The organism is Aeromonas sp. WP2-W18-CRE-05 (genome assembly GCF_014168615.1).
Lineage (GTDB): Bacteria > Pseudomonadota > Gammaproteobacteria > Enterobacterales > Aeromonadaceae > Aeromonas > Aeromonas caviae.
On record NZ_AP021917.1, the window covers coordinates 36,789 to 61,591 of the forward strand.

24 protein-coding genes are annotated in these 24,803 nt (G+C 60.8%); 9 read left to right on the forward strand and 15 right to left on the reverse strand.

All coding sequences use genetic code 11. The features are described 5' to 3' along the window. Positions 1 to 124: 124 nt before the first annotated feature. The 3 genes from rpoZ to H7R73_RS00175 form a co-directional block, all read right to left on the reverse strand. Positions 125 to 400 carry a DNA-directed RNA polymerase subunit omega gene (gene rpoZ / locus H7R73_RS00165; protein WP_005307060.1) on the reverse strand — a complete coding sequence of 92 codons (276 nt, stop codon included), beginning with the start codon at positions 398 to 400 and terminating at the stop codon, positions 125 to 127. Between the two features lie 79 nt (positions 401 to 479). Beyond that, on the reverse strand, positions 480 to 1,106 hold the full coding sequence (gene gmk / locus H7R73_RS00170) for a guanylate kinase (RefSeq protein WP_039040668.1): 627 nt from the start codon (positions 1,104 to 1,106) through the stop codon (positions 480 to 482). A gap of 256 nt (positions 1,107 to 1,362) precedes the next feature. Continuing rightward, positions 1,363 to 2,463, reverse strand: coding sequence for a glycosyltransferase family 9 protein (locus tag H7R73_RS00175; RefSeq protein ID WP_103261207.1), 1,101 nt, complete (start codon positions 2,461 to 2,463; stop codon positions 1,363 to 1,365). Positions 2,464 to 2,601: 138 nt separating this feature from the next. Here H7R73_RS00175 and H7R73_RS00180 point away from each other — a divergent pair, with 138 nt between their 5' ends. Both H7R73_RS00180 and H7R73_RS00185 read left to right on the forward strand, forming a co-directional pair. Next, positions 2,602 to 3,315: a 3-deoxy-D-manno-octulosonic acid kinase gene (locus H7R73_RS00180; RefSeq protein ID WP_010672321.1), complete on the forward strand. Its 714-nt coding sequence runs from the start codon at positions 2,602 to 2,604 to the stop codon at positions 3,313 to 3,315. 169 nt (positions 3,316 to 3,484) lie between these two features. Further along, complete coding sequence (locus H7R73_RS00185) at positions 3,485 to 4,348, forward strand: GGDEF domain-containing protein (protein ID WP_029313392.1); 864 nt, start codon at positions 3,485 to 3,487, stop codon at positions 4,346 to 4,348. 63 nt (positions 4,349 to 4,411) lie between these two features. On the opposite strand, the gene H7R73_RS00190 is transcribed toward H7R73_RS00185, so the two are convergent. Beyond that, the gene (locus H7R73_RS00190; protein WP_042016171.1) at positions 4,412 to 5,266 is read right to left on the reverse strand and encodes a DMT family transporter; all 855 of its coding nucleotides are present in this window, start codon (positions 5,264 to 5,266) and stop codon (positions 4,412 to 4,414) included. A 42-nt stretch (positions 5,267 to 5,308) separates the two neighbouring features. On the opposite strand from H7R73_RS00190, the gene H7R73_RS00195 reads away from it, so the two are divergent. Further along, entirely contained in the window at positions 5,309 to 5,779 is a 471-nt protein-coding gene (locus tag H7R73_RS00195) for a DUF6314 family protein (protein ID WP_103261208.1), read from the forward strand. Positions 5,780 to 5,884: 105 nt separating this feature from the next. Here H7R73_RS00195 and H7R73_RS00200 read toward each other — a convergent pair whose 3' ends face one another. Then, entirely contained in the window at positions 5,885 to 6,046 is a 162-nt protein-coding gene (locus H7R73_RS00200; protein WP_103261051.1) for a hypothetical protein, read from the reverse strand. Next, positions 6,031 to 6,930, reverse strand: coding sequence for a DMT family transporter (locus H7R73_RS00205; protein WP_041212088.1), 900 nt, complete (start codon positions 6,928 to 6,930; stop codon positions 6,031 to 6,033). The genes H7R73_RS00200 and H7R73_RS00205 overlap by 16 nt, the downstream gene beginning before the upstream one ends. A gap of 91 nt (positions 6,931 to 7,021) precedes the next feature. On the opposite strand from H7R73_RS00205, the gene H7R73_RS00210 reads away from it, so the two are divergent. Beyond that, positions 7,022 to 7,996, forward strand: a complete 975-nt coding sequence (locus H7R73_RS00210) for a LysR family transcriptional regulator (protein ID WP_103261052.1) — start codon at positions 7,022 to 7,024, stop codon at positions 7,994 to 7,996. Here H7R73_RS00210 and trpS read toward each other — a convergent pair. After that, on the reverse strand, positions 7,975 to 8,988 hold the full coding sequence (trpS, locus tag H7R73_RS00215; RefSeq protein WP_182951434.1) for a tryptophan--tRNA ligase: 1,014 nt from the start codon (positions 8,986 to 8,988) through the stop codon (positions 7,975 to 7,977). The genes H7R73_RS00210 and trpS overlap by 22 nt on opposite strands. A gap of 191 nt (positions 8,989 to 9,179) precedes the next feature. Beyond that, the gene (locus H7R73_RS00220; RefSeq protein ID WP_010672329.1) at positions 9,180 to 9,614 is read right to left on the reverse strand and encodes a universal stress protein; all 435 of its coding nucleotides are present in this window, start codon (positions 9,612 to 9,614) and stop codon (positions 9,180 to 9,182) included. A gap of 452 nt (positions 9,615 to 10,066) precedes the next feature. Here H7R73_RS00220 and fabV point away from each other — a divergent pair, with 452 nt between their 5' ends. Further along, positions 10,067 to 11,254 (forward strand): enoyl-ACP reductase FabV, encoded by a 1,188-nt coding sequence (gene fabV, locus H7R73_RS00225; protein WP_103261055.1) that lies wholly within the window; start codon positions 10,067 to 10,069, stop codon positions 11,252 to 11,254. Positions 11,255 to 11,272: 18 nt separating this feature from the next. Here the strand turns inward: fabV and H7R73_RS00230 are convergent, their stop codons facing one another. Then, a complete protein-coding gene (locus tag H7R73_RS00230) occupies positions 11,273 to 13,057 on the reverse strand; it encodes a GGDEF domain-containing protein (RefSeq protein ID WP_103261056.1) in 1,785 nt (594 codons plus the stop codon). 209 nt (positions 13,058 to 13,266) lie between these two features. On the opposite strand from H7R73_RS00230, the gene ftnA reads away from it, so the two are divergent. Both ftnA and H7R73_RS00240 read left to right on the forward strand, forming a co-directional pair. Then, positions 13,267 to 13,791, forward strand: a complete 525-nt coding sequence (ftnA, locus tag H7R73_RS00235; RefSeq protein ID WP_010672333.1) for a non-heme ferritin — start codon at positions 13,267 to 13,269, stop codon at positions 13,789 to 13,791. A 162-nt stretch (positions 13,792 to 13,953) separates the two neighbouring features. Next, positions 13,954 to 15,138: an NAD(P)/FAD-dependent oxidoreductase gene (locus H7R73_RS00240; protein ID WP_182951435.1), complete on the forward strand. Its 1,185-nt coding sequence runs from the start codon at positions 13,954 to 13,956 to the stop codon at positions 15,136 to 15,138. A gap of 213 nt (positions 15,139 to 15,351) precedes the next feature. Here the strand turns inward: H7R73_RS00240 and H7R73_RS00245 are convergent, their stop codons facing one another. Further along, positions 15,352 to 16,572, reverse strand: coding sequence for an MFS transporter (locus H7R73_RS00245; RefSeq protein WP_041214206.1), 1,221 nt, complete (start codon positions 16,570 to 16,572; stop codon positions 15,352 to 15,354). A 211-nt stretch (positions 16,573 to 16,783) separates the two neighbouring features. Between H7R73_RS00245 and leuE the strand changes: the two genes are divergently transcribed. Further along, positions 16,784 to 17,422, forward strand: coding sequence for a leucine efflux protein LeuE (gene leuE / locus H7R73_RS00250; RefSeq protein WP_010672336.1), 639 nt, complete (start codon positions 16,784 to 16,786; stop codon positions 17,420 to 17,422). A 34-nt stretch (positions 17,423 to 17,456) separates the two neighbouring features. On the opposite strand, the gene H7R73_RS00255 is transcribed toward leuE, so the two are convergent. The 5 genes from H7R73_RS00255 to ecpA all read right to left on the reverse strand — a co-directional run bounded on the left by H7R73_RS00255 (position 17,457) and on the right by ecpA (position 23,583). Continuing rightward, a complete protein-coding gene (locus H7R73_RS00255) occupies positions 17,457 to 18,131 on the reverse strand; it encodes a fimbria/pilus periplasmic chaperone (RefSeq protein WP_223931213.1) in 675 nt (224 codons plus the stop codon). A 14-nt stretch (positions 18,132 to 18,145) separates the two neighbouring features. Then, positions 18,146 to 19,762, reverse strand: coding sequence for a hypothetical protein (locus H7R73_RS00260; RefSeq protein WP_182951436.1), 1,617 nt, complete (start codon positions 19,760 to 19,762; stop codon positions 18,146 to 18,148). Positions 19,763 to 19,764: 2 nt separating this feature from the next. Next, complete coding sequence (locus H7R73_RS00265) at positions 19,765 to 22,212, reverse strand: fimbrial biogenesis outer membrane usher protein (RefSeq protein WP_232092722.1); 2,448 nt, start codon at positions 22,210 to 22,212, stop codon at positions 19,765 to 19,767. A 78-nt stretch (positions 22,213 to 22,290) separates the two neighbouring features. After that, positions 22,291 to 22,950, reverse strand: a complete 660-nt coding sequence (locus H7R73_RS00270) for a fimbria/pilus periplasmic chaperone (RefSeq protein WP_010672340.1) — start codon at positions 22,948 to 22,950, stop codon at positions 22,291 to 22,293. A gap of 60 nt (positions 22,951 to 23,010) precedes the next feature. Further along, on the reverse strand, positions 23,011 to 23,583 hold the full coding sequence (gene ecpA, locus H7R73_RS00275) for a common pilus major fimbrillin subunit EcpA (protein WP_103261059.1): 573 nt from the start codon (positions 23,581 to 23,583) through the stop codon (positions 23,011 to 23,013). 586 nt (positions 23,584 to 24,169) lie between these two features. On the opposite strand from ecpA, the gene H7R73_RS00280 reads away from it, so the two are divergent. Continuing rightward, the gene (locus H7R73_RS00280; RefSeq protein ID WP_045522690.1) at positions 24,170 to 24,793 is read left to right on the forward strand and encodes a response regulator transcription factor; all 624 of its coding nucleotides are present in this window, start codon (positions 24,170 to 24,172) and stop codon (positions 24,791 to 24,793) included. Positions 24,794 to 24,803 lie beyond the last annotated feature (10 nt).

Genomic DNA, 24,803 nt, shown 5'->3' on the forward strand with positions numbered 1-24,803 from the left:
CAGCGGTTAAACGGCAATCCGTGAAATTGAGGGTATGCCCTCGAGTTTGCGAGGTTTTCGAGCGGTTGTAAATGGGGAGAACAGCCGGCACCCGGGCGGGCGCCGACTATGGGAAGCGACTGACTTAGCCGCGACCTTCTGCGATGGCAGCAACGGCAGCCAGCTCGGCGGCTTCCTGCTCTTGCTGCTCGTAGCGGTCCTGAGTATCCATCACCTGGTTGTTGACCAGACCCAGTTCGATCTCGCGCAGGGCGATCACGGTCGGCTTGTCGTTCTCTTCGTCGACCAGGGGATCCTTGCCTTGTACCGCGATTTGACGAGCGCGGCGCGCGGCGACCAGCACCAGGTCAAAACGGTTACCTACCTGTTTTACAGCATCTTCTACAGTAACGCGGGCCATGCGGGACTCCAGTGTTTGGGCTTTCTGTGATTGAAAAAGCGGTGTTTAAAAATGACGCAAAAGTTTACTTGTTTTTGGCTTACTCTGCCAGTAGCTGTTTCAGCAAGTTTTGCTGGGCCTGCTGTTGCTGACGCATTTCCAGGCGCTGGCACTCGATGACGGCCCTGAGCTGGAACAGTGCCAGCTCAAAGTCTTCATTGATGATGACATAGTCATACTCGTCATAGTGCACCATTTCGGCAATGGCTTTCTCCATCCGGCCCTTGATCACCTCGGCGCTGTCCTGGCCGCGGCCGATCAGGCGGCGCTCCAGCTCCTCGCGGCTGGGAGGCAGGATGAAGATGGACTTGGTCGGCATCTGTTCGCGGATCTGGCGGGCGCCCTGCCAGTCGATGTCGAGGAAGACGTCGATGCCCTGCGCCAGGCAGGCCTCGATGGCGGCGCGGGAAGTGCCGTAGTAGTTGCCGAAGACTTCTGCCCACTCGAGAAAGTCACCGCGCTCGATCAGCGCCTTGAACTCTTCCACCTTGACGAAGTGGTAGTGCACCCCGTGCTCTTCACCGGGACGGGTGGCGCGGGTGGTGTGGGAGACCGAGAGTTGCATCTTGCCGGCGGCGTTGTGCTGGGTCAGCAAGGCATTGAGCAGGCTGGACTTACCGGCCCCGCTCGGGGAAGAGATGATATAGAGAGTGCCTTGTTGCGCCATGTCTGTACCTTTAAGCGATGATCCGCGCTTTGGTTGTAGCAGAGGCCGCCGTCTTGTGCCCGATAAGGGAGACGGTTGCTCGCAATGCGCGGAGGAATCAGAGTCAGGAGGATGTAAAGGCGGCGAATGTTAGCAGATGGGGGCGGATAAAAAAACGGCCGGAATCATATTCCAGCCGATCAAAATATCCGTAGCTTGCTGTGCGGGCGTTACCCGCATAGAGGGCCATTCTGCCCACGGAGCCGGGGCCGGGCCATCAGATTATCCCTGCGCCAGGGCTCGGAATTTCCGAGTTGCCCTGGGTCGGTAGAAGATGCTTGTCGGTACAGAGGCGGTCGAAGGCGGCGATGACCCGCTCGCGGCTTATCTTGGCCATGGCGTCCGGATCCTTGAGGCGGGTGCGCCAGCCGAGCTCGGCCAGCGGCTTGCCGGTCTCCTGCTCAATCAGTTCCTGATAGACGCTGACCAGATAATCCCGGCACAGATAGGGTCCGGTACGCTCCGGGTTGTGGTGGGCGTAGAGGCCGATCACGGGTGTCCCCACCAGGGTAGCCATGTGGGCAGGGCCGGTATCCGGGGCCAGCACCAGGCTCGCCTCGCCAATCAGCGCCAGCAATTGCTTGAGGCTGGTCTGCCCCACCAAATCTGCCGGCTTGCTCTGGCTGAGGCGCTGGATCTCGGCGGCGAGATCCCGCTCCAGCCTGGCCGGTCCGCCACACAGATAGACCTGAAAGCCCTTGTCTGCGGCGTGATCCGCCAGCGCGGCGTAGCCGGCGGCAGTCCAATTCTTGAATGCCTTGCTGGCAGCGGCACAGATGAGCAGGGTCGGCTTGCCGCCAATTATCTCCTTCGCCCAGGCCTGGTGCTCGGCGCTGATGGGCAGTTGCCAGTCCGGGGTCAGATCCTTTATCCCGAGCTCTTTGGCGAAGGCGAGAAAGCCGTCCAGCACGTGGGGGGAGGCGGGTGAGGGGACCCGATGGTTGGTGAACAACCACTGACCGTCGCTGGCGCGCTCCCGATCAAGCCCGAGTTTGACCTTGGCCTTGATGCCGAGGGTGGCGATGCTGGCGCGCATGGCGGCCTGCAGGTGGAGCAGGGCATCGAACCTGCGCCCCTTGAGGGTCTGCCAGAGATCGCGATAGCCGCGCCACCCCTTGCTCTTGTCGAAGGGAATGACCTCGACCCCCGGCAGATCGGCGAACAGGGTCGCCTCAATCTTGCCGGTGATCCAGGTGATGCGGGTCTGGGGCCACTCCCGCTGGATGACGCGTACCAGCGCCAGCGCGTGGCAGCAATCTCCGATGGCGGAGAGCCGCAGGATGCAGATGGAGGAGGGCGGCGTTTGGAACAGCGGCATGATGTGGCGCAACGATGGCAAAATGGATGGATGGCATTATGCAAACTCCCCTGTGGATTGTAAAATTGCGCCGGTTGCCCGACCGGCACGGCTTTCTGAATGGATGCCCTGCACCCACTTTCGACCGGAATTCTCATCATGCTGACACACACCACCCACAACCAGGTCTGCTGGTATGCCGACGGAGTCTTCCGCGATCCTTCCCCTGCCTTGTTCGATCCTGTCTGGTGGCAGACCCATCGCCAGGTGGTGGGTTCTTCCATCGGCCGCGGGGTGACCTGGTTCGTGAAGGATGAATCCCGCCACTTGGTGCTGCGTCACTACTACCGTGGCGGCATGGTGGGCAAGCTGGTGCGTGACCGGTTCTGGTTTGAGGGGGTGGAGAGCAGCCGGGCCATGGCTGAATATCGTCTGCTGGCGACCCTGAGTGAACAGGGGCTGCCGGTGCCGCGCCCCTTTGCGGCCCGCATGGTCAAGCAGGGACCCTTCTATCGGGCCGACATCCTGATCGAGCGCATTCGCGGCGCCAAGGATCTGGTGGCCCTGCTCAAGCAGGGGCCGATCGCCGGTGAGGTGTGGCACAAGATAGGCAAAACGGTGCGCCAGTTGCACGATGCAGGGGTCTATCATGCGGATCTCAACAGCCACAACCTGCTGCTCGACAAGGAGGGCAAGGTGTGGGTGATCGACTTCGACAAAGGTGCCATCCGCTCCCCCGGCAACTGGCAGCAGGCCAACCTGGAGCGGTTGCTGCGCTCCTTCAACAAGGAGTCGCAACTGCACACCAGCTTCCACTTCGTGCCGGAGAACTGGCAGGCGCTGATGGCAGGCTATCAGGGCAAGGTGGCGTGACGTCGGGCTTCACTTCGTAGCTGGAGGCTGGCAAGCCCTGATGGCGGACCACCAGAGGCGAGAGGTGCGAGGCCAGCGATGCTGGCGCGGTTGCTCGGCGCCAGCACCAATGTTACTTATTGAGTGTGATTGCTTGGACAGATATTCAGATCCGGTTTCGAGGCGCGTGATGGAAAGGTATGAGACTGCCGGGGTTGAGGTCACCACTCCCCTTGAGGTGACGCTGATGGCACAGGCCATGGCGATGTTGGAGGCCGGGATCTGGACCTGGTCGGCCGGGCAGGGTCTGAGGCGGGACCCTTCCTGTCTGCAACTGCTGGGTCTGGAGGGGGGCGAGCTGGGGGATCTCGGCTGGCTGGATCGGGTACATCCGGATGATGCTCCCCGTCTGGCAGAGGCCCTGGAGGCCTGTCAGCAAGGGCGCAGCAACGGGCTTCGACTCGAGTACCGTATCCTGCACCATCAGGGCCATTACATCCGGCTGGAGGAGCGGGTCCGTCGCGACGAAGGAGGTCAACTGCTGGGGGTGGTTCGCCATCTGGATGCCGCCATGGCGCCTCTGGAGGATCGCCACGACACGGATCCCCTCACCGGCCTCGAGAGCCGCAGCCACTTCGAGCTGTTGCTGGATGAACGGCTGGCCAGCGAGAGCGGCAGTTTCTGTCTGCTGCAGTTCAGCGTGGATCACCGCAGCAAGATCCTGCAGTTGTTCGGGGAGGCGGCCTGCGACGCCATGCTGGCCAAGCTGGCCCGCATCGTGCGCCGCGAGCTGCGTCGGGAAGATCCCTTCGCCCGTTGGGACGAAGACGGCTTCATCCTGATGCTCTCCCAGACCGATCGGTTAAGCGGCCTGGAGATTGCCGAGCGGCTGCGTCTTGAGATCGCCGACGCCAGCCTGCTGCCCCAGCGTCCGGTGACCGTGAGCATCGGCCTGGTGCAGAGCCAGAGTGCCGAGCAGCTCGATCACCTGCTGGCCCGGTTGGCCTCCTGCCACGGTCAGGCGAAGCGGGAACACAACGCAGTGGTCGGCTGACGGCCAGTCACTGTCCGCGAACCCATTGACGCCGATGGACCCATCAGCGTCAATGGTTTTCAGTCAGCGCTCACTGACCTGCTGACGCTGGCAGACCCAGAGGGAAGCCAGCATCAGCAGGGCGCCCAGACCGAGCCTGAGCAGGTCGGTATCCTTTCCCCAGAGCACCAGATTGACCAGCAGACCCGCGGGGATCAAGGCGTTGTTCATGATGGCCAGCACGCCGCTGCTGACCAGGGTCGCCCCCTTGTTCCACAGGAAGTAGCCGAGCCCGGATGCCCCGACCCCCAGCCAGAAGAGGATGCCCCATTGCAGGGGGCTGGTGGGATATTGAGGTTTGCCCAGCAGCCACCAGGCGGGCAGGGCGATCACCAGGGCGCCCAGATAGAAGCAGCCGAACACCGCCAGCTGGGGCGGCTGCTCAGCCTCCCGGGCCAGCAGCACCTTGTAGCCCACCTGGCCCAGGGCGAAGCAGACGTTGGCGCCCTGCACCACCAGGAATCCCAGTACATAGCTTTCGGTCAGGCCGTCGAAACGGATGACGGCCGCCCCCAGCACCGCCAGCAGGGCCCCCCACAGATAGACAGGCTTGAAGCGCCCTTCCAGCAGGTCGTGGATCAGGGTGACATAGATGGGGGTGAAGATGGTGAACACCAGCACTTCCGGTACCGTCAAGAGCAGGAAGGAGTGGTAGTAGAAGAGATACATGATGCCGAGCTGGATGGCACCGAGGGCCATCAGCTTGGCCACCAGATCGGGGCGCAGCCAGCGACGGCGCAGGAAGGGCAGAAACACCAGGCTGGCGAGCACGATGCGGGTCAGTACCGAGAAGTAGGCATCCACCTGACCGGCAAGGTAGACCCCGATCAGGCTGAAGGAGAAGGACCAGAGCAGGGTAACCCCTATCAAGTAGTTCATGTGATTGAATTGTCGTCAATTGTCAATTTGGAGGGCGCTATGATGGCCGAGTTGGAAGGCGCGATCCAGCGTTTATGGGAAGGGTTGTCACAGATCGGAGCATTTGCCTTCGAGGCGAGCAACGGGGCCGGATCCGCCACCGACTGGTGCGGTCGCGGGGAGGGGGCCGTGGTGGTGACCGATCACCATGGGGGGTGGCTGTATGCCGAGACGGGTCGCTATACCACGCCCCATGGCCGGGAGCTGACCATGCACAATCGCTTCTGGTGGCAGCGCACCGCACGGGGGATCATGCTCTCCCACCTGCGCTACGAGCAGCCGGTGATGCTGTTCGAGCTGTTGCCCCGGGGGGACGGGCACTGGGTCACGGCCGAGCCTCACCTGTGCGGGCAGGATCACTACAGCGCCGAGCTGACCGAAACCGGCGGGGGCTTCCTGCTCGCCTGGCAGATAACGGGGCCGCGCAAGAACGAGCGGTTGAGTTATCGCTACGGAGCAGAGGCGCAGAGATAAAAAAACCGGCGCAGGGCGCCGGTAGAGGGGACAAATCGGAGGTTTTGTTAAAACGGTCCCAAAAACAGGAGAGATACACTCTCGTCACACACGCAGAGAGGGTCTTCAGGCATTCAGTGCATAGTTCAGCATGGCTTGCAGCTTGCTGTCGAAGAACCAGGGCAGCAGCATCATCAGCAGACCCAGCACCCCGGCCAGCCGGTGGCGATACTGCCAGCCGGCTATCAGTACCAGACCGCCGCAGAGGGTGGTCAGGATGCCTGACATAGGGCAGCCTCCCGCTGTTGGCGGCGCTGCTGTGCCCACTGGTTGAGGGCGACCGAACCCAGGATAAGGGCCAGCGCCACGCCCGTGGTGGACTGGATCTGCTCGCCGAGGAACAGGGCTCCCAGCATGACGCCGAACAGCGGCACCAGGTAGTTGCTGAAGGAGGCGAAGGTCGGGCCCGCCTTCTGGATCAGCGCCATGTAGAGGAAGTAGACCAGGCCGGTACAGAAGATCCCCAGCATGGCGACGGCGCCCATGGCCTGCTGGCTCGGCAGGGTGAGGCTGCTCAGGTCGGCCACGAAGGGCGCGGCCAGCAGCAGCTGGATGGCCGAGGAGATCAGGATGTTGCGGGCCACGACCACAGGATGGTCCTTGGCGAAGCGCTTGATCATCAGCAGGCCGATGGCGAAGCAGCTGGCACCGAACAGGATGGCCATGGCACCGAGCAGGCCGGCATTCATGCCGCTGGTCAGCTTGGGCCAGAACAGTACCAGCACGCCGATGAAGCCGATGATCACGGAGACGAGGCCGCCCTTGGTGATTCTTTCACCAGAAATAAACAAGGGAGCCGCCAGAATGGTCACAAAGGGGATACAACCCATGACCACGGCCGCGATGGCGCTGTCCACATACTGTTGTCCCCAGGCCACCATGATGAAGGGGATGGTGGCGTCGAGCAGGGCGATCAGCATATAGGTTCGCCAGGGCGTGTGTTCACTCTTGAGGCGCATGAACAGGCAGAGCAGACCCAGGGTCAGGCTGCCACACAGGGCGCGTCCGGCGGCCACCATGATGGGGGGCAGTTCAGCCACGGCCTGGTGCATGAAAATGAACTGGGAGCCCCACAACAGGCCGATCGCCAGCAACAACAGATAGCTACGCATTTGAATCTCCGATGTAATTCGCCTGCGCATTCTATGCAATCTGCTACTATGCCAAAAATGAATTGTCGTCATTCAACTATGGCCAATATCGATGGAACTGCCCCTCTCCCGCCTCGACCTCAACCTGCTCACCGTGTTCGACATGCTGATGCAGGAGCGCAACGTCACCCGTGCCGCCGAACGGCTGCACCTCTCCCAGTCCACCGTCAGCCATGCGCTGGGGCGCTTGCGCCAGGCGCTGGATGACCCGCTGTTCGTGATGAGTCGGCGCGAGATGATGCCGACCGAACGGGCCAAGGCGTTGGCGAGCCCGGTGCGCCAGGCGCTGGCCATGCTGGAGCAGGGGCTGCGTCAGGCCAAGGGATTCGACCCGGCAAGTGCGCGGCGGATCTTTCGCATCGCCACCCCGGGCTCGGTGGAGCACGGCCTGGTGCCGGTGCTGGTGGAGTGGATGGTGCAGCAGGCTCCCCACTGCCGACTGGAAGTGTGCGAGCTGGCGGACAGCGACTACGAGCGGGAGCTGGAGAAGGGGGAACTGGATTTGGTGATCGGGTTTGCCGGTGCCAACCACCTCTCGCCCCGGTTGTGGCGCGAGGAGTGGTTCAGCAATCCGCTGGTCTGTTTGTCTCCCCTCGGCAGCGCTCTGCCCGACATGCTGGGGCCGGGAGAACTGGTCAGCCGGCCCCACATCCACACCTCCAGCTGGGGCCACAGCCAGGCCATGGTGGATCTCTGGCTGGCCCGTTTCGGGGTGGAGCGGGAGCTGGGGGTCAGGCTGCCGAGCTTTATGGCGGTACCGCCGCTGATGGCGACCGGCCGTTACCTGGTGGTGGTGCCCGAGATGATCGGGCGCCACTTCTGTCGCCACTATCCGTTGCGCCTGCACCAGCTGGAACCCGCCATCCCCATCGTCTACCTGATGGCGGGCCACCCGCTCAGTGCCCATGACGAGGCGATCGGCTGGTTCAAGGGGTTGTTGCACCGGCTGGCGAGGGAGCGCTACGGCGCGGATGCGCTCGGCCATCCCACGCCGCAGGGGGCAGATCACGCCAATCCGGAGAAGTAGTCCAGCCCCATCGCCCCCTTCACCTCGGCCAGCACCTCGTCGGTGAGGGCCCGGGCCTGCTCGGTGCCCTGCTGCAACAGGCGCAGCAGCTGACGTTTGTCGGCGATGGCCGCCTCGCGCCGCTCCCGCATCGGGGCAAGCAGGGCCTGCAGGCAGTCGTTGAGTACCTGTTTGCAGCGCATGTCCCCCAGACCGCCGCGCTGGTAGTGGGCCTTCATCTCGGCCACCAGGGCCTTGTCAGGGTGGAAGGCATCCAGATAGGCGAACACCGTATTGCCCTCCACCTGACCCGGATCGCTCACCTTGAGGTGATTGGGGTCGGTATACATGGCGAACACCGCCTGCTTGATCTCGCCGCTCGACATGCCGAGTTCGATGGTGTTGCCAAGGGACTTTGACATCTTGGCCTTGCCGTCGATGCCGGGCAGGCGGCCGGTGTCGCTCAGGATGGGCTGGCACTCGGTCAGCACCTCTTTGCCCACCAGGGTGTTGAAGCGGCGCACTATCTCGTTGGTCTGCTCCAGCATGGGCAGCTGATCCTCGCCCACCGGCACGTGAGTGGCACGAAAGGCGGTGATGTCGGCGGCCTGGCTGACCGGATAGACGAGGAAGCCGGCGGGCAGGCTGCGCTCGAACCCTTTCTGCTGGATTTCGGCCTTGACGGTGGGGTTGCGCTCCAGCCGGGCGACGCTGACCAGGTTGAGGTAGTAGGTCGTGAGTTCGGCGAGGGCGGGCAGGGCGCTCTGCAGGCAGAAAGTGGTCTTGGCCGGGTCGAGGCCGGCGGCCAGGTAGTCGGCCATCACCTCCAGCACGTGATCGGTCACCTTGGCCGGGTTGTGGCCGTTGTCGGTCAGCGCCTGCAGATCGGCGATCATGACGAACTGGCGGTAATGGTGCTGGGCGGCCACGCGCTGGCGCAGGGAGCCGACGTAGTGGCCGATGTGCAGTTTGCCGGTGGGACGGTCGCCGGTCAGGATAACGGGGTTGTGCATGTCACTCTCTCCAGTTGGGTGAGCCGGGAGGCGACAAAGGGATGAAAACAATGACCGCCTCTCGGCGGTCACGGTGTTTTCTTTGGGAAATTCTACATAGAAAAGCAGTGCCGCCTGTTTATAAGCAGCACCACCAGTAGTTGTGATTGAATGAGGTCATATTCATGGCAAATCACACTACGCCTGTTCGATCACTTCTGCAAGGGCACGACCAGCATGTCGCAGGGCACGGTATTCATCAGCTGGCGTGCGCTCGAGGTGAGCAGGCTCCAGAAGCTCTGGCGATGGCCGCACACCAGCAGGTCGATCTGGTAGTCCTTGACCGCCTGGTTGACCCGCTCGCTCAGATCGCCGCAGATGACCAGCTTCTTCTCGATGGGGTAGTCCACCGAGGCGAGGAAGGCTTCCAGCTTCTCCTTCGCTTCGGCGATCACCTGGTCCTGCACGTTGTCGATGTCGATGTCGATCATCTCGGTGTAGAGATCCTTGAGGTCCACATCCACATGGATCACCGACAGCTTGGCGCCGTTGGAGCGGGCCCGGTCGACCGCCTTCTCGATCACCTTGCGGTTGTCTTCCGACAGGTCGATCGCGGCCAGTACGTGTTTGTAATAGGTTCCATTCATGGGAGTTCTCCTCACTGATCCTGGGTCCACTATACCAATGTCTGCTGAAACTAAAACGGCATCGTCGCCACAGTTTCAGGATTTGCCTGACCCCGAACCGGAAGGCGTAGAGGTGCAGGTGGCCGGGGAGTGCATATTTTGAACAGGAGTTTGACGCCGGTCACAGGCGTGCTATTGCCCCCGAGAAGGTGGGGGAATAGGATGTGCCCGTGCTTCGCAATGAACACAAAACAACAAAAAGCATCTGAATACCGCTTTGGGGAGCCTCGCGCTCCCTTTTGTTTTTCTGCCCTCTTCCAGTCCATATCCCGTCCGACATCAAGGTAATCCCGCCCCCCTTGGTTATGCTGTAGCCAGTTCCCTTGGCAAAACGGCCAGGGCTCCTCACCTGCAACCGGGTGACGCTGTCATGGCCGTTTCTCATGTCCCACCGATGCATCGGAGAGTCCTTCATGATCATTCATCCCCAGATCCAGGGTTGTGTTGCCCGCAATTGCCACCCCATGGGTTGTCGCGCCGCCGTGCTGCAACAGATCGAACAGGTGCGGGCGGCTGGGCCGTTCAACGGGCCGAAACGGGTGCTGGTGCTGGGGGCATCGTCCGGTTTCGGGCTGGCGTCCCGGATCGCGCTCACCTTCGGCGCCGGGGCCGATACCCTGGGCGTCTCGTTCGAGCGGGGTCCCTCCGACAAGGGGCTCGGCAGTGCTGGCTGGTACAACAACATCTGGTTTCGTCAGGCGGCGGAGCAAGCCGGTCGCATCGCCGTCAACCTGATCGGAGATGCCTTCTCCGACACCATGCGCCAGCAGGCCATCGACGTCATCCGCCAGCGACTCGGGCAGGTGGATCTGGTGGTCTATTCGCTGGCGAGCGGAGTCAGGGTGATGCCGGATGGCACACAGATACGCTCGGTGCTCAAGACCACAGGCCAGCCGCTGCAAGGCTGGGGGCTGGATCTGGAGCACGATGCGCTGGTGCAGCAGTCGCTGGTGCCAGCCACCCCGGAGGAGATCCGCGACACCGTCACCGTGATGGGGGGCGAGGACTGGCAGCGCTGGATGCAGGCATTGCAGCAGGCGGATTGCCTGGCCCCCGGCGCCCGGACCGTTGCCTACTCCTACATTGGCCCCGAGTCCACCTATCCCCTCTATCGGGACGGCACCATCGGCTATGCCAAGGAGCACCTGCACGCCACCGCCGAGACCATCAACCTGCAACTTGCCGGGATTGGCGGTCATGCCTGGGTGTCGGTCTGCAAGGCGCTGGTGACCAAGGCGAGCGTGTTTATTCCGGTGCTGCCTGTCTATCTGGGCCTGTTGATGGGGGTGATGAAGGAGCGTGGTGTCCACGAGGGCTGCATCGAGCAGATGCAGCGGCTGTTTGCCGACAAGATGTACGGGCCCAGAGGAGTCGTCGCCGATGGCAACCGGCTGATCCGGATGGATGACCACGAGCTTGAGCCAGCGGTGCAGGCCGCCGTCTCGGCGCTCTGGCCCAAGGTGACGCCGGAGAACTTCCGCACCCTGGGGGATTTTGCCGGGTTGCGCCAGGAGTTCATGCAGCTCAACGGCTTCGAGCTGCCGGGGGTGGATTACGGTGCGCCGGTGAACGTGGCGTCACTCACTGAGCTGACGCCCTGACACCCGCACGAGGGGGCATCAGGCGACGTTGCAGGCCAGTTCAGGGGAAAGATTGGGAGACTGGGCCAGCACGGTCTGGTTGCGCCCCTGGCGCTTCGCCTGATACATGGCCATGTCGGCCCGATGGATGAGCTGGCTCAGGCTGTCATCCTGCGTCGAGCGTTCCGCCACTCCGATGCTGATGGTCATGTGGGGGGCCGCCAGGTAGGCGATCCGGCTTCTCAGCTGCTCCGCCTGCCGCCAGCAGGTGGCCCCGTCCTGGGTCATGGCCACCAGAAATTCTTCCCCGCCCCAGCGCCCGATCAACTGCTGGTCCGGCGCCCAGCTCTTGAGCTCCCTGGCCAACTGCCGGATAGCCTGATCCCCCGCCTGGTGACCATGCTTGTCGTTGATCTGCTTGAAGTGATCGATGTCGATGATGAGCAGGGTCAGGGGCGTTTCGTGCAGCCATTGCTGACCCAGTCTCTCCAGCAGGGCGCGCCGGTTGGGCAGCCCGGTCAGCTGATCGAAGGTGGCGAGCTTGTAGAGGTGGCGCGAGCTGCGGTGGAGCCTGCGGGTGGTGAGCCCGAGCAGGATCAGGGCGACGGCCAGCAGCACCAGCAGCAGCAATTGGTAGTAGCGGGCACTCTGCTGGTAGAGCAGTTGCTGGCGCTTGTTCTCGTTCTCCTGCTGCAGCGCGCGATTGCTGGCCTCGCTGCGAGCCAGATCCATCTCGACCTGGAAGGCGGCCGCGTGCTGGCTCAGGGTCTGGTTGAAGTGCTGCTTGTAGTACTGCATGTAGCGGGTCATGGCCCCGTAGGCCTCGGGGTAGCGGCCCAGATCGGCCAGCAACCTGGCCTGCATCGCCCGACCATCCATGGAGAGAGGGGCGGTGTGCTCCATCAGCAGTTGCAGGGCCAGCTGCTTCTCGCCACGACCCAGCAGGGTTCTTGCCCTGATCTCGGTCAGACGGGAGGCCGCCTGCGGGCTATCCAGCCTGTCATAGATGGCTTGTGCCTCCTCCAGGCTGCGCCAGGCGGCGTGCCAGTCCGCCCGTGCGTTGAACACCATGGCCTGGTAGCCGAGGACGATGGCACGATAGTGGGGTGACAGGCTCGGCGTGGCCAGCAGGGTATCGAGCAACTGGCTGGCTCTGGCAGGCTGGCCCATGTCGATGTAGAGCCTGGCCATGTTGGCCCGGATGATGGCCTGGCTGTTGGGTTCGTTGAGCTGCACCATCTGGCCGAGGGCATCCTGATAATAGGTCTCGGCCTCACGGTAGAGATTGAGGTCCGCATAGAGGTTGCCGAGGGTCATCAGCAGACGGCCGCACTGCAAGGTGGAGAGGATGGAAACCGGCTCTTTCTGCTTGAGGTGATAGGCGGTCTTGAGCTCGAGGATCGCCTCTTTCATCTGCTGGGTACGGTAGAGGGCGAGCCCGTTGAGGGCATGCCACTCCGAGACCTGCCTGGGGTGATGCCGGACCACTGGCCAGAGCTGGGTGAGCAGCTCGAGTGCCTGATCCGGCGTATCGGCATCCAGGGTCAGGGCAATCTGCTGCAACCGGAAGTCGAGCAGGCGAAGGGTCTCCTGCTGGGCATTGGCCAGACCGCGGGCGCGGGCATTGTCGCGCTGTGCCTGGGGATAGCGGCCTAGGGCTGCCTGGGCCAGGGACCTGGCGTAGAACAGTTCCATATCCTGCTGGGGACTGGCGTCGAGGCGCTGCAGATAGCCGACGGGATCGCGCGCCGCCTGCAATTCAGCCTCTTTCAGCAAGGAGGGAGCTGCCTGCAACTGGGTCATCCAGAGCAGCGCCAGTGCCATTATGAATCTCATTGAATCCTTTCCCCGACCAATGGCGCCATCATAATGGCTGATGTCACCTACACCATGTTTCTTTGCTTCTCTATAACCGTATGGGGGAGAGGATGAGGTGAAAAGTCGTCGCAACTGCGGGGTGCGTCGGTTGTCTCTGGTTGCGTCAGGATGCAACAGTGGCGACAATCGTGGGCAAATCACAGTGGAGAATCATCATGTTGGCCAAAGCCATGATCGAGAAGTTGAACGAGCAGATTAATCTTGAATTCTATTCCTCCAACCTCTACCTGCAGATGAGCGCCTGGTGCGAGGACAAGGGGTTCGAGGGGGCCGCCACCTTCCTGCGCCAGCATGCGGTCGAGGAGCGCCAGCACATGGAGCGCCTGTTCACCTACGTGAGCGAGACCGGCGCCATGCCGGTGCTGGGGGCCATCGAAGCGCCTCCCCACGAATTCAAGTCCCTGGGTGACATCTTCCGCACCACCCTGGAGCACGAGTATCACATCACCAAGTGCATCAACGGTCTGGCCCACGTCGCCTTCACCACCCAGGATTACTCCACCTTCAACTTCCTGCAGTGGTACGTGGCCGAGCAGCACGAAGAGGAGAAGCTGTTCAAGAGCATCGTCGACCGTCTGAGCCTGGTGGGCGAGGATGGCAAGGGCCTCTATTTCATCGACAAGGAGTTGGCCGAGCTGGCCAAGGGCGCCCCGGCCAGCATCATGGACGGCAACGCCTGATAGTCGTGGACACTTAGTGTTCAGTCAGTACAATGACGGCCCCTTGTAAAGGGGCCGTTTTCTATTTGCAGGTGTCCTTGTACCGCTGTGCTGGTGTCTGCCGGGTACAATGACGGTCCTTTAAGGTAAAGGGGCCGTTTTTCTTTTGATGGGTGAGTGACGATGAAACAGGTGGATGTGGTGGTGATCGGTGCCGGGGCGGCCGGATTGATGTGTGCGGCCCAGGCTGGCTACCGGGGTCGCTCCGTGCTGGTGCTCGACAACGCCAAGAAGCCGGGCCGCAAGATCCTCATCAGCGGCGGCGGTCGCTGCAACTTCACCAATCATCAGGCGGGTCCCCATGCCTTCCTTTCGGCCAACCCCCACTTCTGCAAATCGGCGCTGGCGCGCTATACCCAGCAGGATTTCATCGATCTGGTGGACAGGCATGGCCTGAACTACCACGAGAAGACCCTGGGCCAGCTCTTCTGCGACGACAGCGCCAAGGATATCGTCGACATCCTGCTGACCGAGTGCGACTGGGCTGGCGTGACCCTGCAGTTCCAGACCGAGATCCTCACCGTCAGCAAAAAAGATGAAGGCTTCGTGCTCGACACCAGCAAGGGGGAGATCGCCTGCTCGTCGCTGGTGGTCGCCACCGGCGGCCTCTCCATGCCGAAACTCGGTGCTACCCCTTACGGCTTCAAGCTGGCGGAGCAGTTCGGCCTCACCGTGCTGCCGACTCGCGCCGGGCTGGTGCCCTTTACCCTGCATCAGGCCGACAAGGAGGCCTTCGCCGATCTGGCGGGGGTCAGCCTGCCGGTGGCGGTGACCGCCGAGGATGGCACCCGCTTCAAGGAGGCCATGCTGTTCACCCATCGCGGCCTCTCCGGCCCCGCCATCCTGCAGATCTCCTCTTTTTGGCTGGCGGGGGAGAAGATCCACATCAACCTGCTGCCGGATCTCGACATTCCAGAGACCCTCAAGACCTGGGCCCAGGCCCATCCTGCCCAGGAGCTGAAAACCGTGCTGGGGCGCGAGCTGCCCAAGCGCTTCGTCGACAAGCTGGTGGAGCTGGGATGGCTGGTGAGCAAGCCGATGCGCCAGTACAACGAACGGGAGCTGGAGGCGGTGGCCACCCTGCTGGGGGATTGGCAGATCCTGCCCAACGGCACCGAAGGGTATCGCACCGCTGAAGTGACCCTGGGGGGGGTGGATACCAACGCGCTCTCCTCCAAGACCATGGAGGCGCGCACCGTGCCCGGCCTCTACTTCATCGGCGAAGTGGTCGATGTGACCGGCTGGCTCGGTGGTTACAACTTCCAGTGGGCCTGGTCGTCGGGCTGGGTGGCAGGCCAGTACTGCTGAGGAATGCCGCGGCCCTGCGGTGAATGGTCCCGTCAGCGGCCTCTCGGGTGACAACTTCCAGTTGACCCGGTCGTCGGGCTGGAGTGCTGACAAAGAGGCTCGGCGGATGAGTCCGAGCGGATCGGGCCGTGTCAGGCGGCCCGAGTGATGGAACCAGACGCGGCCTGCTCAGGCCGCGTTTTTTATGGTCGGTCGCTGGTTGCCGCTTGGCCTCTAGCCTCTCCTGATATTGGGCAGGAAGGCGGTCAGCAGGCCAATAAGGGGCAGATAGGCGCAGACCTGATAGACGGTTTCGATGCTGGTGGCATCGGCCAATCTGCCCAGCAGGGCGGCCCCTATCCCTCCCATGCCGAAGGCGAAGCCGAAGAAGAGGCCGGAAATGGTACCGACCTTGCCGGGTACCAGATCCTGGGCGTAGACCAGGATGGCGGAGAAGGCCGACGCCAGGATGAGGCCGATGACGATCGACAGCACCGAGGTCCAGAACAGGTCGACGTGGGGCAGCAGCAGGGTGAAGGGAGCGACGCCGAGGATGGAGATCCAGATCACCCGCTTGCGACCGATGCGATCGCCGAGTGGCCCGCCGAGCACTGTCCCCGCCGCGACGGCAAACAGGAAGGCGAACAGATAGAGCTGGGCGCTCTCCAGCGACAGGTGGAACTTGTCCATCAGGTAGAAGGTGTAATAGCTGCTCAGGCTGGCCATGTAGAAGAACTTGGAGAACATCAGCAGACCGAGGATGGCCAGTGACCAGCCAATCTGGCGGCGGCTCAGGCCGGTGCCGGCATGGGCCCTCATCCGCCGATGGAAGCTGGCGGCATGGTGGCTGGACCAGCGGCCGACGAAGCTGAGCACGATGACCCCGATGAGTGCGAACAACGAGAACCAGGCCGCACTGCCCTGTCCCTTCGGCACTATGATGAGCGCCGCGAGCAGGGGGCCGATGGCCGATCCCAGATTGCCGCCGATCTGGAACAGAGACTGGGCCAGACCGGGCTGGTTGCCGGCCGCCATGCGGGCGACCCGGGAGGATTCCGGGTGGAAGACGGAGGAGCCCATGCCGATCAGCATGGCCGACAACAGCACGGCGCCAAAGCTGCCTGCCTGCGACAGGTAGAGCAGCCCCACCAGCGTGAAGCCCATGCCCAGAGGCAGGGAGTAGGGCATGGGTCTGCGGTCGGTATAGAGGCCAATCAGGGGTTGCAGCAGCGAGGCCGTGAACTGGTAGGTGAGGGTGATGAGACCTATCTGGGTGAACGACAGATCGAGCCCCAGCTTCAGGAGGGGATAGATGGCCAGCAGTACCGACTGCATCATGTCGTTCAACAGGTGCGAGAAGCTGATGGCGGCGATCACCGGATAAGCGGTGGTAGTCGGGTTGTCCACCGCGGGCGGGGCGGTGATCGGGGTGTCGGTACTCAAGGTCTTGTCCATGGCTGGGGTATCACTCCCTCTACCATGCCCTATCCCGGCGCATCTGGACATAACCAAAGTGGGCGAACGCCCGGATTGCGTTCGCGCGGCGCGCAGGCCGTTCATGCTGACGGCGTGTGGATGGCTGGTCAGATCTTGTGCTTGGCGCGGGGCGGATTAGTATAGAAGGCCTGCCGCCGTTATCCGGCCCATCACCCGCCATGGAGGGAACATGTTCGAAAGCCTGGGTGTCATCAACGTCTGGACCTATCTGGTCGGTCTCTTCTTCATCATCATCGCCCCGGGCCCGAACTCCCTCTACGTGCTGCGAACCGGTGCCGTGCGCGGCATAGGCCCGGGTTATCGCGCCGCCCTCGGCGTCTTCGTCGGCGATGCCATCCTCATTTTCTGCGCCTATCTGGGGATCGCGTCCCTCATTCGCACCACCCCATTGCTGTTTACCCTGGTGCGCTATCTGGGCGCCATCTACCTGCTTTATCTGGGGGTGAAGATCCTGCACGCGAACTTCATCGCCAAAAAGGCGGGACCGGCGTCCGAGATGGATCCCGGTGAGCGCTATTTTACCAAGGCCCTCACCCTGAGCCTCACCAATCCCAAGGCGATCCTGTTCTACGTCTCTTTCTTCGTGCAGTTCATCGACTTCAGCTATGCCCACACCTGGATCTCCTACCTGGTGCTGGCTGGCATGCTGGAAGCCATGAGCTTCGTCTACCTGACCCTGCTGATCTTCGGCGGTACCCTGATGGCCCGCTTTTTCCGTCAGCGCCAGACGGCGGCCCGTCTCGGCAACGGCCTTATCGGCCTCTTCTTCATGGGGTTTGCGGCCAGGCTGGCGACGCTCTCCTCCTGACCCCGGGGATTGCTGACCGTCCGGTGTCGGGCACCTAGTCTGGCCAGCAATCCTTGCCCACCGGGATGAAGCGGGACTGGTAGACGATGAGCTTCTGGTTGCCCGGCTGATTGATCCCGGGATTGTGGTAGGTCTCCCCGGGCAGCAGGTACTTGCTGTCCGCCTCGCTGTCCGCCTGCTGGCAGCCCCGTTTTACCATGAACTCGAAATAGGTGTTGCCGGTATTGGTGATGGTGCTCTGTGCCGGGTCCAACTGGTATGCAAAACGTGACTGACGCGGACGCACCACCAGGATGGACTGCAGGGCCAGTTTCACCTCGACGGTTCCCCGGTGCTGCGTCTGGCTGCCTTCATCCACCTGGGCTGCCGGTGACTCGGTGAAGGTGATGCGGTAGTAACGCTCATGGTCATCGGCGGGCCCCTTGTAGTAGAACTTGACGTTCTGGGCATGTCTGGCGTGCAGGGTGAAGCGCCTGGGGGCAAACAGCAGCTCACCGGGGACGGTGGGCAGTGTCCTGCCTCTGGCCGTGGGGTCGCTGATTTTTTCCATTTGTATGTCGTACAGCTTGGGTGAAGCACTGTTGTTGGTCAGGGTTCTGGTAATGAACTCCTGCTCTGGCGCCATGGCAAGAGTCATGGCGCCGATGTCGAGGGCGGCGGCCTGTGAGGCCAGCAAGCCGCCCAGCAAGGGCCAAAGTAGACGATGCATGTTGTACTCCATGGTCAGCGCCAGGTCCCCTTGATGGTGATGGTGCCGCTTTGTTCCACCTCGCCTTCCCACATCTCGTCGCCCATGGTGCGCTGCACCATGGGATCGGTCAGGTCGAATTCCAGCGCCAGCTTGTAAAACCGGGTGATGCCCTGACCGTTGACGGGATCATTCCACTCCTGCGGTGGTTGATTGTCCTGTATTCCGAGGGTGCGAATATCCACCGGTGTGCGATCGCAGCGAATGGCGTGCCGTGAACCCGCTCCATGAGCCACCGAATCGAATACCAGCCTGGTAGGGATGGGGACGGCCTGTTCAGGAGCTGAGGAGCCTGCCGGATAGAAAGTGCAATATCCCCGATAAGGCGACCCCCTGTCCTGTGAAATAGAAATTTCCAGCATATCGGCACTGATGGGGCCGCTATCAGAGATATTGTATGAGAAGCTCAGAATGTCTTTTCCGACCTGCCCCTCCCTGTAAGGATTGCTGACGCCCTCCGAAGACAAGATGGATACGCTGAAGTCCCGCGGCTTTATCACGATTTCAGTGGTGCCACTGAATTCATAAAACCCACTTTCCGGTGCTTTGACATTTCGCATGTTGAAGTTAATCAAACTTCTTGTCAGTTGATCCTGAAGCCCGAGTCTGACCACCTGTTTGAAAAAATTACTGGAGAGAAACAGATAAATAGACGATTGCCCATTGAGATAGCCGATCTTGTAGTCAGCACCCTTGCTTGCCCAATTGGTGAGATTTGCGCTCATTTGCACATCTGCACTGGCAATGGCGCTGTTCAGGGCCGCATTTTTTATGTTTGTGTATACATAGGGATCGGAAAATGACTGGCTACCATCCTGACTGAAATCGTAGTCAAGAAAACGGCAGAGAATACCATCACGGGTACCCAGCCGATAATTCTCGCAGCCTTGTGAACCGGGTAACACATAGGGGGCTCCATTGCTGTCCACGATCACTTCACTGATGGCATTGGTCTGTATAAAGCGCAGATGACCCGCTTTCTTGTGCTGTACCTTTCTCACATACCAGGTGCCGCTGCTTTGATCTATGCAACGCTCACCCGAGGCTGCATCATAGGCTCTGGTGGTCCTGCAGAGGTTCATTTCCCTGTTCAGGATGGCTCCAACCGGCATGGTACGCAGGTAATCAAAGAAGCTGGCGCTCAATTTTGCATGAGCATATCCAGTTGCCGCCTTCGTTAATCCAAAGAAACCTGTTTCATTGACGACGCTCGGCTTGTTGACCGCTTCTGCCGTTTGCGGGTCACATCCAGACCAGCTCTTTATGCAACGCTGATTGATATAAGGATACCGAATCGGGCCGTTTTCCCACATGTCGATATTGTCGTTGGTGACTGTGTAGTTATAGCCATTGTCTGCATATGCCAGGCTGACCTGTCTGGAGTCGGACGTCCAGGCATTGCCACCCGACAGGCGAGGGTCCAGATAATCGGTTGGGGTAATGAATAAATTGTTGTCCTCCTGATTTTCAATAAACAGCAAATGACGAAGATCGGCATCAGCCAGATTATATTTTGTGACAGCCGCACTGCCTTGCTGTGCCCAGCCGGCGCCAAGTGCAATGACCAGCAGCAATCTGTGTGTGATGTTCATGTTCAATACTCTCTCACCATGGCGTAGGTGGGCAGTCCCTGGCAGGTCACGATGCCGACCCAGGCCGCGCCCGTGTGTTGTGCAAGATCCAGGTCGGCTTCACAGAAGTCGCTTCCCCGGCGGAAAGTCAGCATGGGGTTGGCCTTGTCCACGTCCAGGGTGAACTCGCCGACCTCGTTGGTCACCGTGGTGCCGATGTGGTTGTCAATGCGGGCGTTAGCAAGCAGCGAGCCATCTTCTGCCCTGAGTACGCCAAACACGGTGACCATCTCCTTGATGCTGCTGCCGGCATCCAGGGTGGCGACGTTGCCGGGGAACAGGGTGTAGCGCTGCTTGCCGGTGTTGATGTCATAGCTGTCCTTGCCCGTCTTGCTGTTGAGCAGTTCCACCTCGTATTCCTGATAAGGCGGGAGCGCCAGGAAGGTCTGTTCCCCTTGCAGGGGGTAGTCCTGTCCATTCACCTTGGCGAGCATCTGTCCTTCCCGGTGGATGCCGGTATTGATGATGAGGCCTGAACCAGAGGTGCTCCGGCTGGATGCGATCACGTCGTTCTCCGTGGTGATCAGGGCACCCCGTGCAATCAGGTTGCCATTCACGTCGCCGCCATGACCGCGACCCAGCGTCATGGTGCCGCCGATGACCCTGTTCTCGAACCCCAGGGTGCCGGAAAGCGCCATATTGTGTGTGTCGCTGCCGTGCATCATGCGGGAGGCATTCAGTGCGGCCAGGTTGATGGCTCCCTCCATGCGCTTCTGATAGTTGAGGTTGGCCGTGGTCTGGCCCTGCTCGTTGCTGCTCATGCCGAAGCTGAACAGATTGTCGAACGGGATGGCGTAGTCCAGGGTGATGCTCTTGTTGCTGAATCCATTGAGTGTGCCACTGTCGCTCTGCAGGCTGGCGCGCATGGAGAGGTTGCCGTATCGGCCCGCATAGAGGTGCTGGTAGTAATCCGCATAACTGCGATCGCTGTTCATCTGACGGTCGTGCGTGGTGTTGAAGGTCAGCTGGCCCATGCCGCTGACCCAGCCACCCAGATTGATCGTGATGCCGGCAGAGTAGAGCTCGGTTGCACTCACTCCCAGGGCATCGCCTGCATACAGTTTTTCCTGGCTGACCCACAGGGAGGCATTGTCATGGGCTTGCCAGGAAAGACTGGACGCCAGCCGCCAGGAGTGATCGGTGGACAGCATGCTTTGCAACTGGGTGCCGAGGCGATCCGTGACCTGCCAGCTTGCGCGTGCCTCGCCGACGGCCGCATCCCTGAACGCATAGGTGGTCGTCGCCAGATCAAGGGTATCCAGCGAGCGTGCCAGCGACAGACCGAGCAGGGGGGAATCGCCGCTGTGCTGGCTGTTCTCCATCATGCCTCCCCACCATTGCCATCCCCACTCCCGGGTAAAGCCCTGATTGCCGCCCAGCTTGGTGACTCGCTGGGTGGTCGTGCTGGTCAGGCGGCCGTCGACATAGACTTCGACCGTGACGTTGTAGACCCCGTTGGGGAACGCGGAGGTGTCGATGTGCTGGTTGCCGATCGCCAGGTTTTGCAGGCCTATCAGGCGTTCATCCCGATAGACCCTGACCTCGCCGTTGGCGGGCATGAAGACTTGCACCGGAGTGGTCGATTCGTTGGTGGTCTGTTTTCGAGATTGCGCCTGGTTGCCATAGGATGCGCCGTAGAGGCGACCCGTGGTCAGGCCCGTCACCACCCCCAGGGTCTGCAGGTCCCATGTCGAGACCATGCCTGCTGCGATGCGGCGATCATCGAGATCCCGTTCGTACATGGCGCGGTAGATATCGCCGCTCTGCTCCGGCTCACCCAGGTTGTAAAGGGAGGCATCCACGGCGACATGGTGCGCGCCCAGCCCGGCGGTACTCTCCAGTTGCAGGAAATTGGAGTCCTGGTGCCCGCTCTGGGGGGTATTGATGAAGGAGTAACCCAGGTTGTAGCGCTGTACGCCCGTCAGGGTGTCCACCGTCGGGGTCAGTGCGGCACGGTTGTCAGATTGCCTCGCCTGGCCAAAGGCGTCCCGTGACACCCGGATGGTGAGCAGCATGGCGACGAGGTCCAGCTGCATGCTGGCATCGGCATCGATCTGCAAGTCGCCATCGGCAGAAAAGGTGCGTCTTTGCTTGCTGGAGAGCAGAGTGGTAAGAGCATCGTTCAGCACGCCTTGCTGCTGGCCGGCACTGAAATCAAGGTGCAACAAGTGCAGCTTGCCGTCTTGCAGCAGCAGGGTGGCATTGCCGATGGTGTCGTCGGTCAGGGTGTCGATCCTGTTGTCCTCATCCGTGTATCGCAGGCGTACCGGTACCGCCAGCCCCTCTTCCAGCGCCTTGGCAAAACTGGCAGGAATGATGACGTTGGCAATTTTGAGAGGGGCAGCAGTGCTGGCCGAGGCTGACATCGCAATCAGCCAGGAGAGCGGCAACAGCCAGGCTTTTTTCAACATATCGAGCACCATGGTTCCGGGTGTGGAGAACGAGAGCCGTCACCCTGCAAGAGGGTGGGGCGGTACCGTGATTGGGGATTACTTGATGACGACGAATTCCTGACCCAGCCAGAGTCCCAGGTGGCTCTTTGGATCACGCATATTGACCTGCTTGAACCGGCGCTGCTTGCCCGGCAGGTCGTAGTAGGTTTCCTTGCACAGCTCCTCGCCTTTCAGGCAGGGGCCATACGCTACCGTGCGATAGGAGGCATTGCCCTGGTTGGTGAGCGTGTCGTCCTTCAGGTCGTAGGCGAACCGGTGCTGGCGTGGTGTTACCACCAGAATGGTGCCTATCTGTGCTGACGTGGTGGCAACCGCCTGGCGGCGTTCGTTGCGCTGATCGTCGACGGAGAGCGCCGTGTCCAGCCAGCGGATGCGGTAGTAACGCTCCTTGTCATCCTGCGGGCCCTTGTAAAAGAACCTCACGTTGTTTCTGGCATTGGCGGGCAGCATCAGCCGACTGGGTGACAACATCAGCTCGCCGCTGACTTCCATGGGGATCTCCTGCCCTCCCTCTTCCGGTGAGGTGATGCGTGTCACGCTGATCGTGACCAACCTGGCCTGGTCGCTGCCATTTTCAATCTGTTTGGCGACCTCCTGGCTGCCCGCATCAATGAAGGTGGTGACGGCGCCGACATTGATCGCCTGGCTGATACCGGGAATGAGCAGCAGCCAGATCGCTGCAATTTTCAGGTTCATGATGTGCCCCTAAGAGAACAAAGGGCCCCGCAGGGCCCTCAATGGTACGCGGTGGATGAGTTAGCTCCAGTTCGCTACGAACTCGACGTTGACTTCACCGCTCCACAGGCCGTCCGGCAGAGCGTCAAAGGTGGTGGGGGTGCCGCTGGCAGTGGCACTTTCAATGTTGAAAGTGAAGGAGCCCTGCGCCGTGACGCGTTCGGCATCGTTCTTGAAGCCGTTGGCAAGAGGAGAAAGATTCCCCCCCGTGATGCCGGCAGCGGTGTCGATCAGGGTGGTGTAGGCGGTGGTGCTGACCGGTGCGCCGCCCCACAGCACGCCCACATCGACGGTGGAGTCGCCACCCAGGTGATTCAGGGTGCCGTTCAGCTTCTTCGCCTTCAGGGTGAAGTCGGTCGCGCTGGCATCACCCTTGATGGCGACATCGAACAGGCCGTTGACGGTGTTGAACCCCTTGATCCCTTCGGCATATTGGAAGGAGAGGCTGGAGAGCGGGGTGACCACCAGCTCGGAAGTGGTGTCTTTCTTGGCAGTGGCCTGCCAGGTCGCGACGGCAGACGCTTCTACGGCGGCTTGAGCGGCGGCGGCAAAGCCCAGGGTAGCCACGGACAGAGCAATCAGAGTCTTCTTCATTACGATATTTCCTACATATCTTCTGGATGGTATTGACCACCCGGTTGGTTCATTGCCCGTCAGGGGCATGCCTTGCCACGTTGGTGACGATTCGACCAGTCGTGGCAGCCGGACCTAGAACAGGTTGCTCCTCGGACCAGCTTGTTTTTTCGTCGATCAAGATAGCGATCGGATCTGTCTTGATCGACCGAATGGTGTGTAGGAAAAATCCCAAAGGAAAGTGGGTGTAAACCCTTATAAAATAAATTTTTTTCTTTTTCTTTCAGTGGCTTGTAGCTTCCCATGTATTTGATTTATATGTTTTTTCGGTCTTTTTCTCGTGGGTGGATGCCGGCTGGAAAAGCCGGGAAGGAGGGGAATTCAACGAGGGAGGGGGCTCGGCCACCACCAGGCTCCATACGAGGCAAATAAAATGCAATATATTGATAAATATATAAAAAATAAATGAAGCTATAATGATGATTAACTTGAAAATGCCATTTTTATATTTATTTAACATCTTGAAAACAAGGTCAGGCTGTATGGTGTCGTTGCTTGATTTGTAGTTAATATGCTCGTCGGACAGGGCTGAATAACGGATCTATATATGGCGAAGGTATTGATAGTTGATGATCATCCAGCAATAAGAATGGCCGTGAACATGTTGTTGAAACAGGAAGAACATCATGTGCTAGGCGAGGTTGATAATGGTGTCGATGCTATCGCCATGGCCAGGAACACCCATCCAGATATTGTCATTCTTGATATTGGAATACCTCAGCTTGATGGCATCGAAGTGATAAAGAGAATCAAGATGCTGGATATTGGCGCCAAGATTCTGGTGCTGTCTGCACAGTCCACTCATCATATTATGGTGCGGTGCCTGCAAGCTGGCGCCGAGGGATTCTTGTCCAAGCTGGATGATTTGTATTTGCTGAAGGATGCGATCGCAAAAATAGAGAAGCGGCAACTCTATTACCCCCGTGACGTCATCGCCGGCGCCAGGCATGCCCATACGGTCGATCGGGAAGATCTGCTGTCGACCCTCTCTTCCCGCGAGATGAGCGTGCTGCTGCAGATTTGTCAGGGTCATGCCAACAAGCAGATTGCCCAAAGCATGCTGTTGAGCGAGAAAACCGTCAGTACCTACAAGACCCGGTTGATGAAGAAACTCAACATCACCAACATCGTTGATCTGATCAGTCTGGCCAGACGGCAGAAACTGCTGTGAGCAGGGCGAA

Bases quoted from the DNA above. Each gene is read 5' to 3' on its own strand.
- rpoZ (WP_005307060.1), bottom strand. From the start codon at position 400: ATGGCCCGCGTTACTGTAGAAGATGCTGTAAAACAGGTAGGTAACCGT.
- gmk (WP_039040668.1), bottom strand. From the start codon at position 1,106: ATGGCGCAACAAGGCACTCTCTATATCATCTCTTCCCCGAGCGGGGCC.
- H7R73_RS00175 (WP_103261207.1), bottom strand. From the start codon at position 2,463: ATGCCGCTGTTCCAAACGCCGCCCTCCTCCATCTGCATCCTGCGGCTC.
- H7R73_RS00180 (WP_010672321.1), top strand. From the start codon at position 2,602: ATGCTGACACACACCACCCACAACCAGGTCTGCTGGTATGCCGACGGA.
- H7R73_RS00185 (WP_029313392.1), top strand. From the start codon at position 3,485: ATGGAAAGGTATGAGACTGCCGGGGTTGAGGTCACCACTCCCCTTGAG.
- H7R73_RS00190 (WP_042016171.1), bottom strand. From the start codon at position 5,266: ATGAACTACTTGATAGGGGTTACCCTGCTCTGGTCCTTCTCCTTCAGC.
- H7R73_RS00195 (WP_103261208.1), top strand. From the start codon at position 5,309: ATGGCCGAGTTGGAAGGCGCGATCCAGCGTTTATGGGAAGGGTTGTCA.
- H7R73_RS00200 (WP_103261051.1), bottom strand. From the start codon at position 6,046: ATGTCAGGCATCCTGACCACCCTCTGCGGCGGTCTGGTACTGATAGCC.
- H7R73_RS00205 (WP_041212088.1), bottom strand. From the start codon at position 6,930: ATGCGTAGCTATCTGTTGTTGCTGGCGATCGGCCTGTTGTGGGGCTCC.
- H7R73_RS00210 (WP_103261052.1), top strand. From the start codon at position 7,022: ATGGAACTGCCCCTCTCCCGCCTCGACCTCAACCTGCTCACCGTGTTC.
- trpS (WP_182951434.1), bottom strand. From the start codon at position 8,988: ATGCACAACCCCGTTATCCTGACCGGCGACCGTCCCACCGGCAAACTG.
- H7R73_RS00220 (WP_010672329.1), bottom strand. From the start codon at position 9,614: ATGAATGGAACCTATTACAAACACGTACTGGCCGCGATCGACCTGTCG.
- fabV (WP_103261055.1), top strand. From the start codon at position 10,067: ATGATCATTCATCCCCAGATCCAGGGTTGTGTTGCCCGCAATTGCCAC.
- H7R73_RS00230 (WP_103261056.1), bottom strand. From the start codon at position 13,057: ATGGCACTGGCGCTGCTCTGGATGACCCAGTTGCAGGCAGCTCCCTCC.
- ftnA (WP_010672333.1), top strand. From the start codon at position 13,267: ATGTTGGCCAAAGCCATGATCGAGAAGTTGAACGAGCAGATTAATCTT.
- H7R73_RS00240 (WP_182951435.1), top strand. From the start codon at position 13,954: ATGAAACAGGTGGATGTGGTGGTGATCGGTGCCGGGGCGGCCGGATTG.
- H7R73_RS00245 (WP_041214206.1), bottom strand. From the start codon at position 16,572: ATGGACAAGACCTTGAGTACCGACACCCCGATCACCGCCCCGCCCGCG.
- leuE (WP_010672336.1), top strand. From the start codon at position 16,784: ATGTTCGAAAGCCTGGGTGTCATCAACGTCTGGACCTATCTGGTCGGT.
- H7R73_RS00255 (WP_223931213.1), bottom strand. From the start codon at position 18,131: ATGCATCGTCTACTTTGGCCCTTGCTGGGCGGCTTGCTGGCCTCACAG.
- H7R73_RS00260 (WP_182951436.1), bottom strand. From the start codon at position 19,762: ATGAACATCACACACAGATTGCTGCTGGTCATTGCACTTGGCGCCGGC.
- H7R73_RS00265 (WP_232092722.1), bottom strand. From the start codon at position 22,212: ATGTTGAAAAAAGCCTGGCTGTTGCCGCTCTCCTGGCTGATTGCGATG.
- H7R73_RS00270 (WP_010672340.1), bottom strand. From the start codon at position 22,950: ATGAACCTGAAAATTGCAGCGATCTGGCTGCTGCTCATTCCCGGTATC.
- ecpA (WP_103261059.1), bottom strand. From the start codon at position 23,583: ATGAAGAAGACTCTGATTGCTCTGTCCGTGGCTACCCTGGGCTTTGCC.
- H7R73_RS00280 (WP_045522690.1), top strand. From the start codon at position 24,170: ATGGCGAAGGTATTGATAGTTGATGATCATCCAGCAATAAGAATGGCC.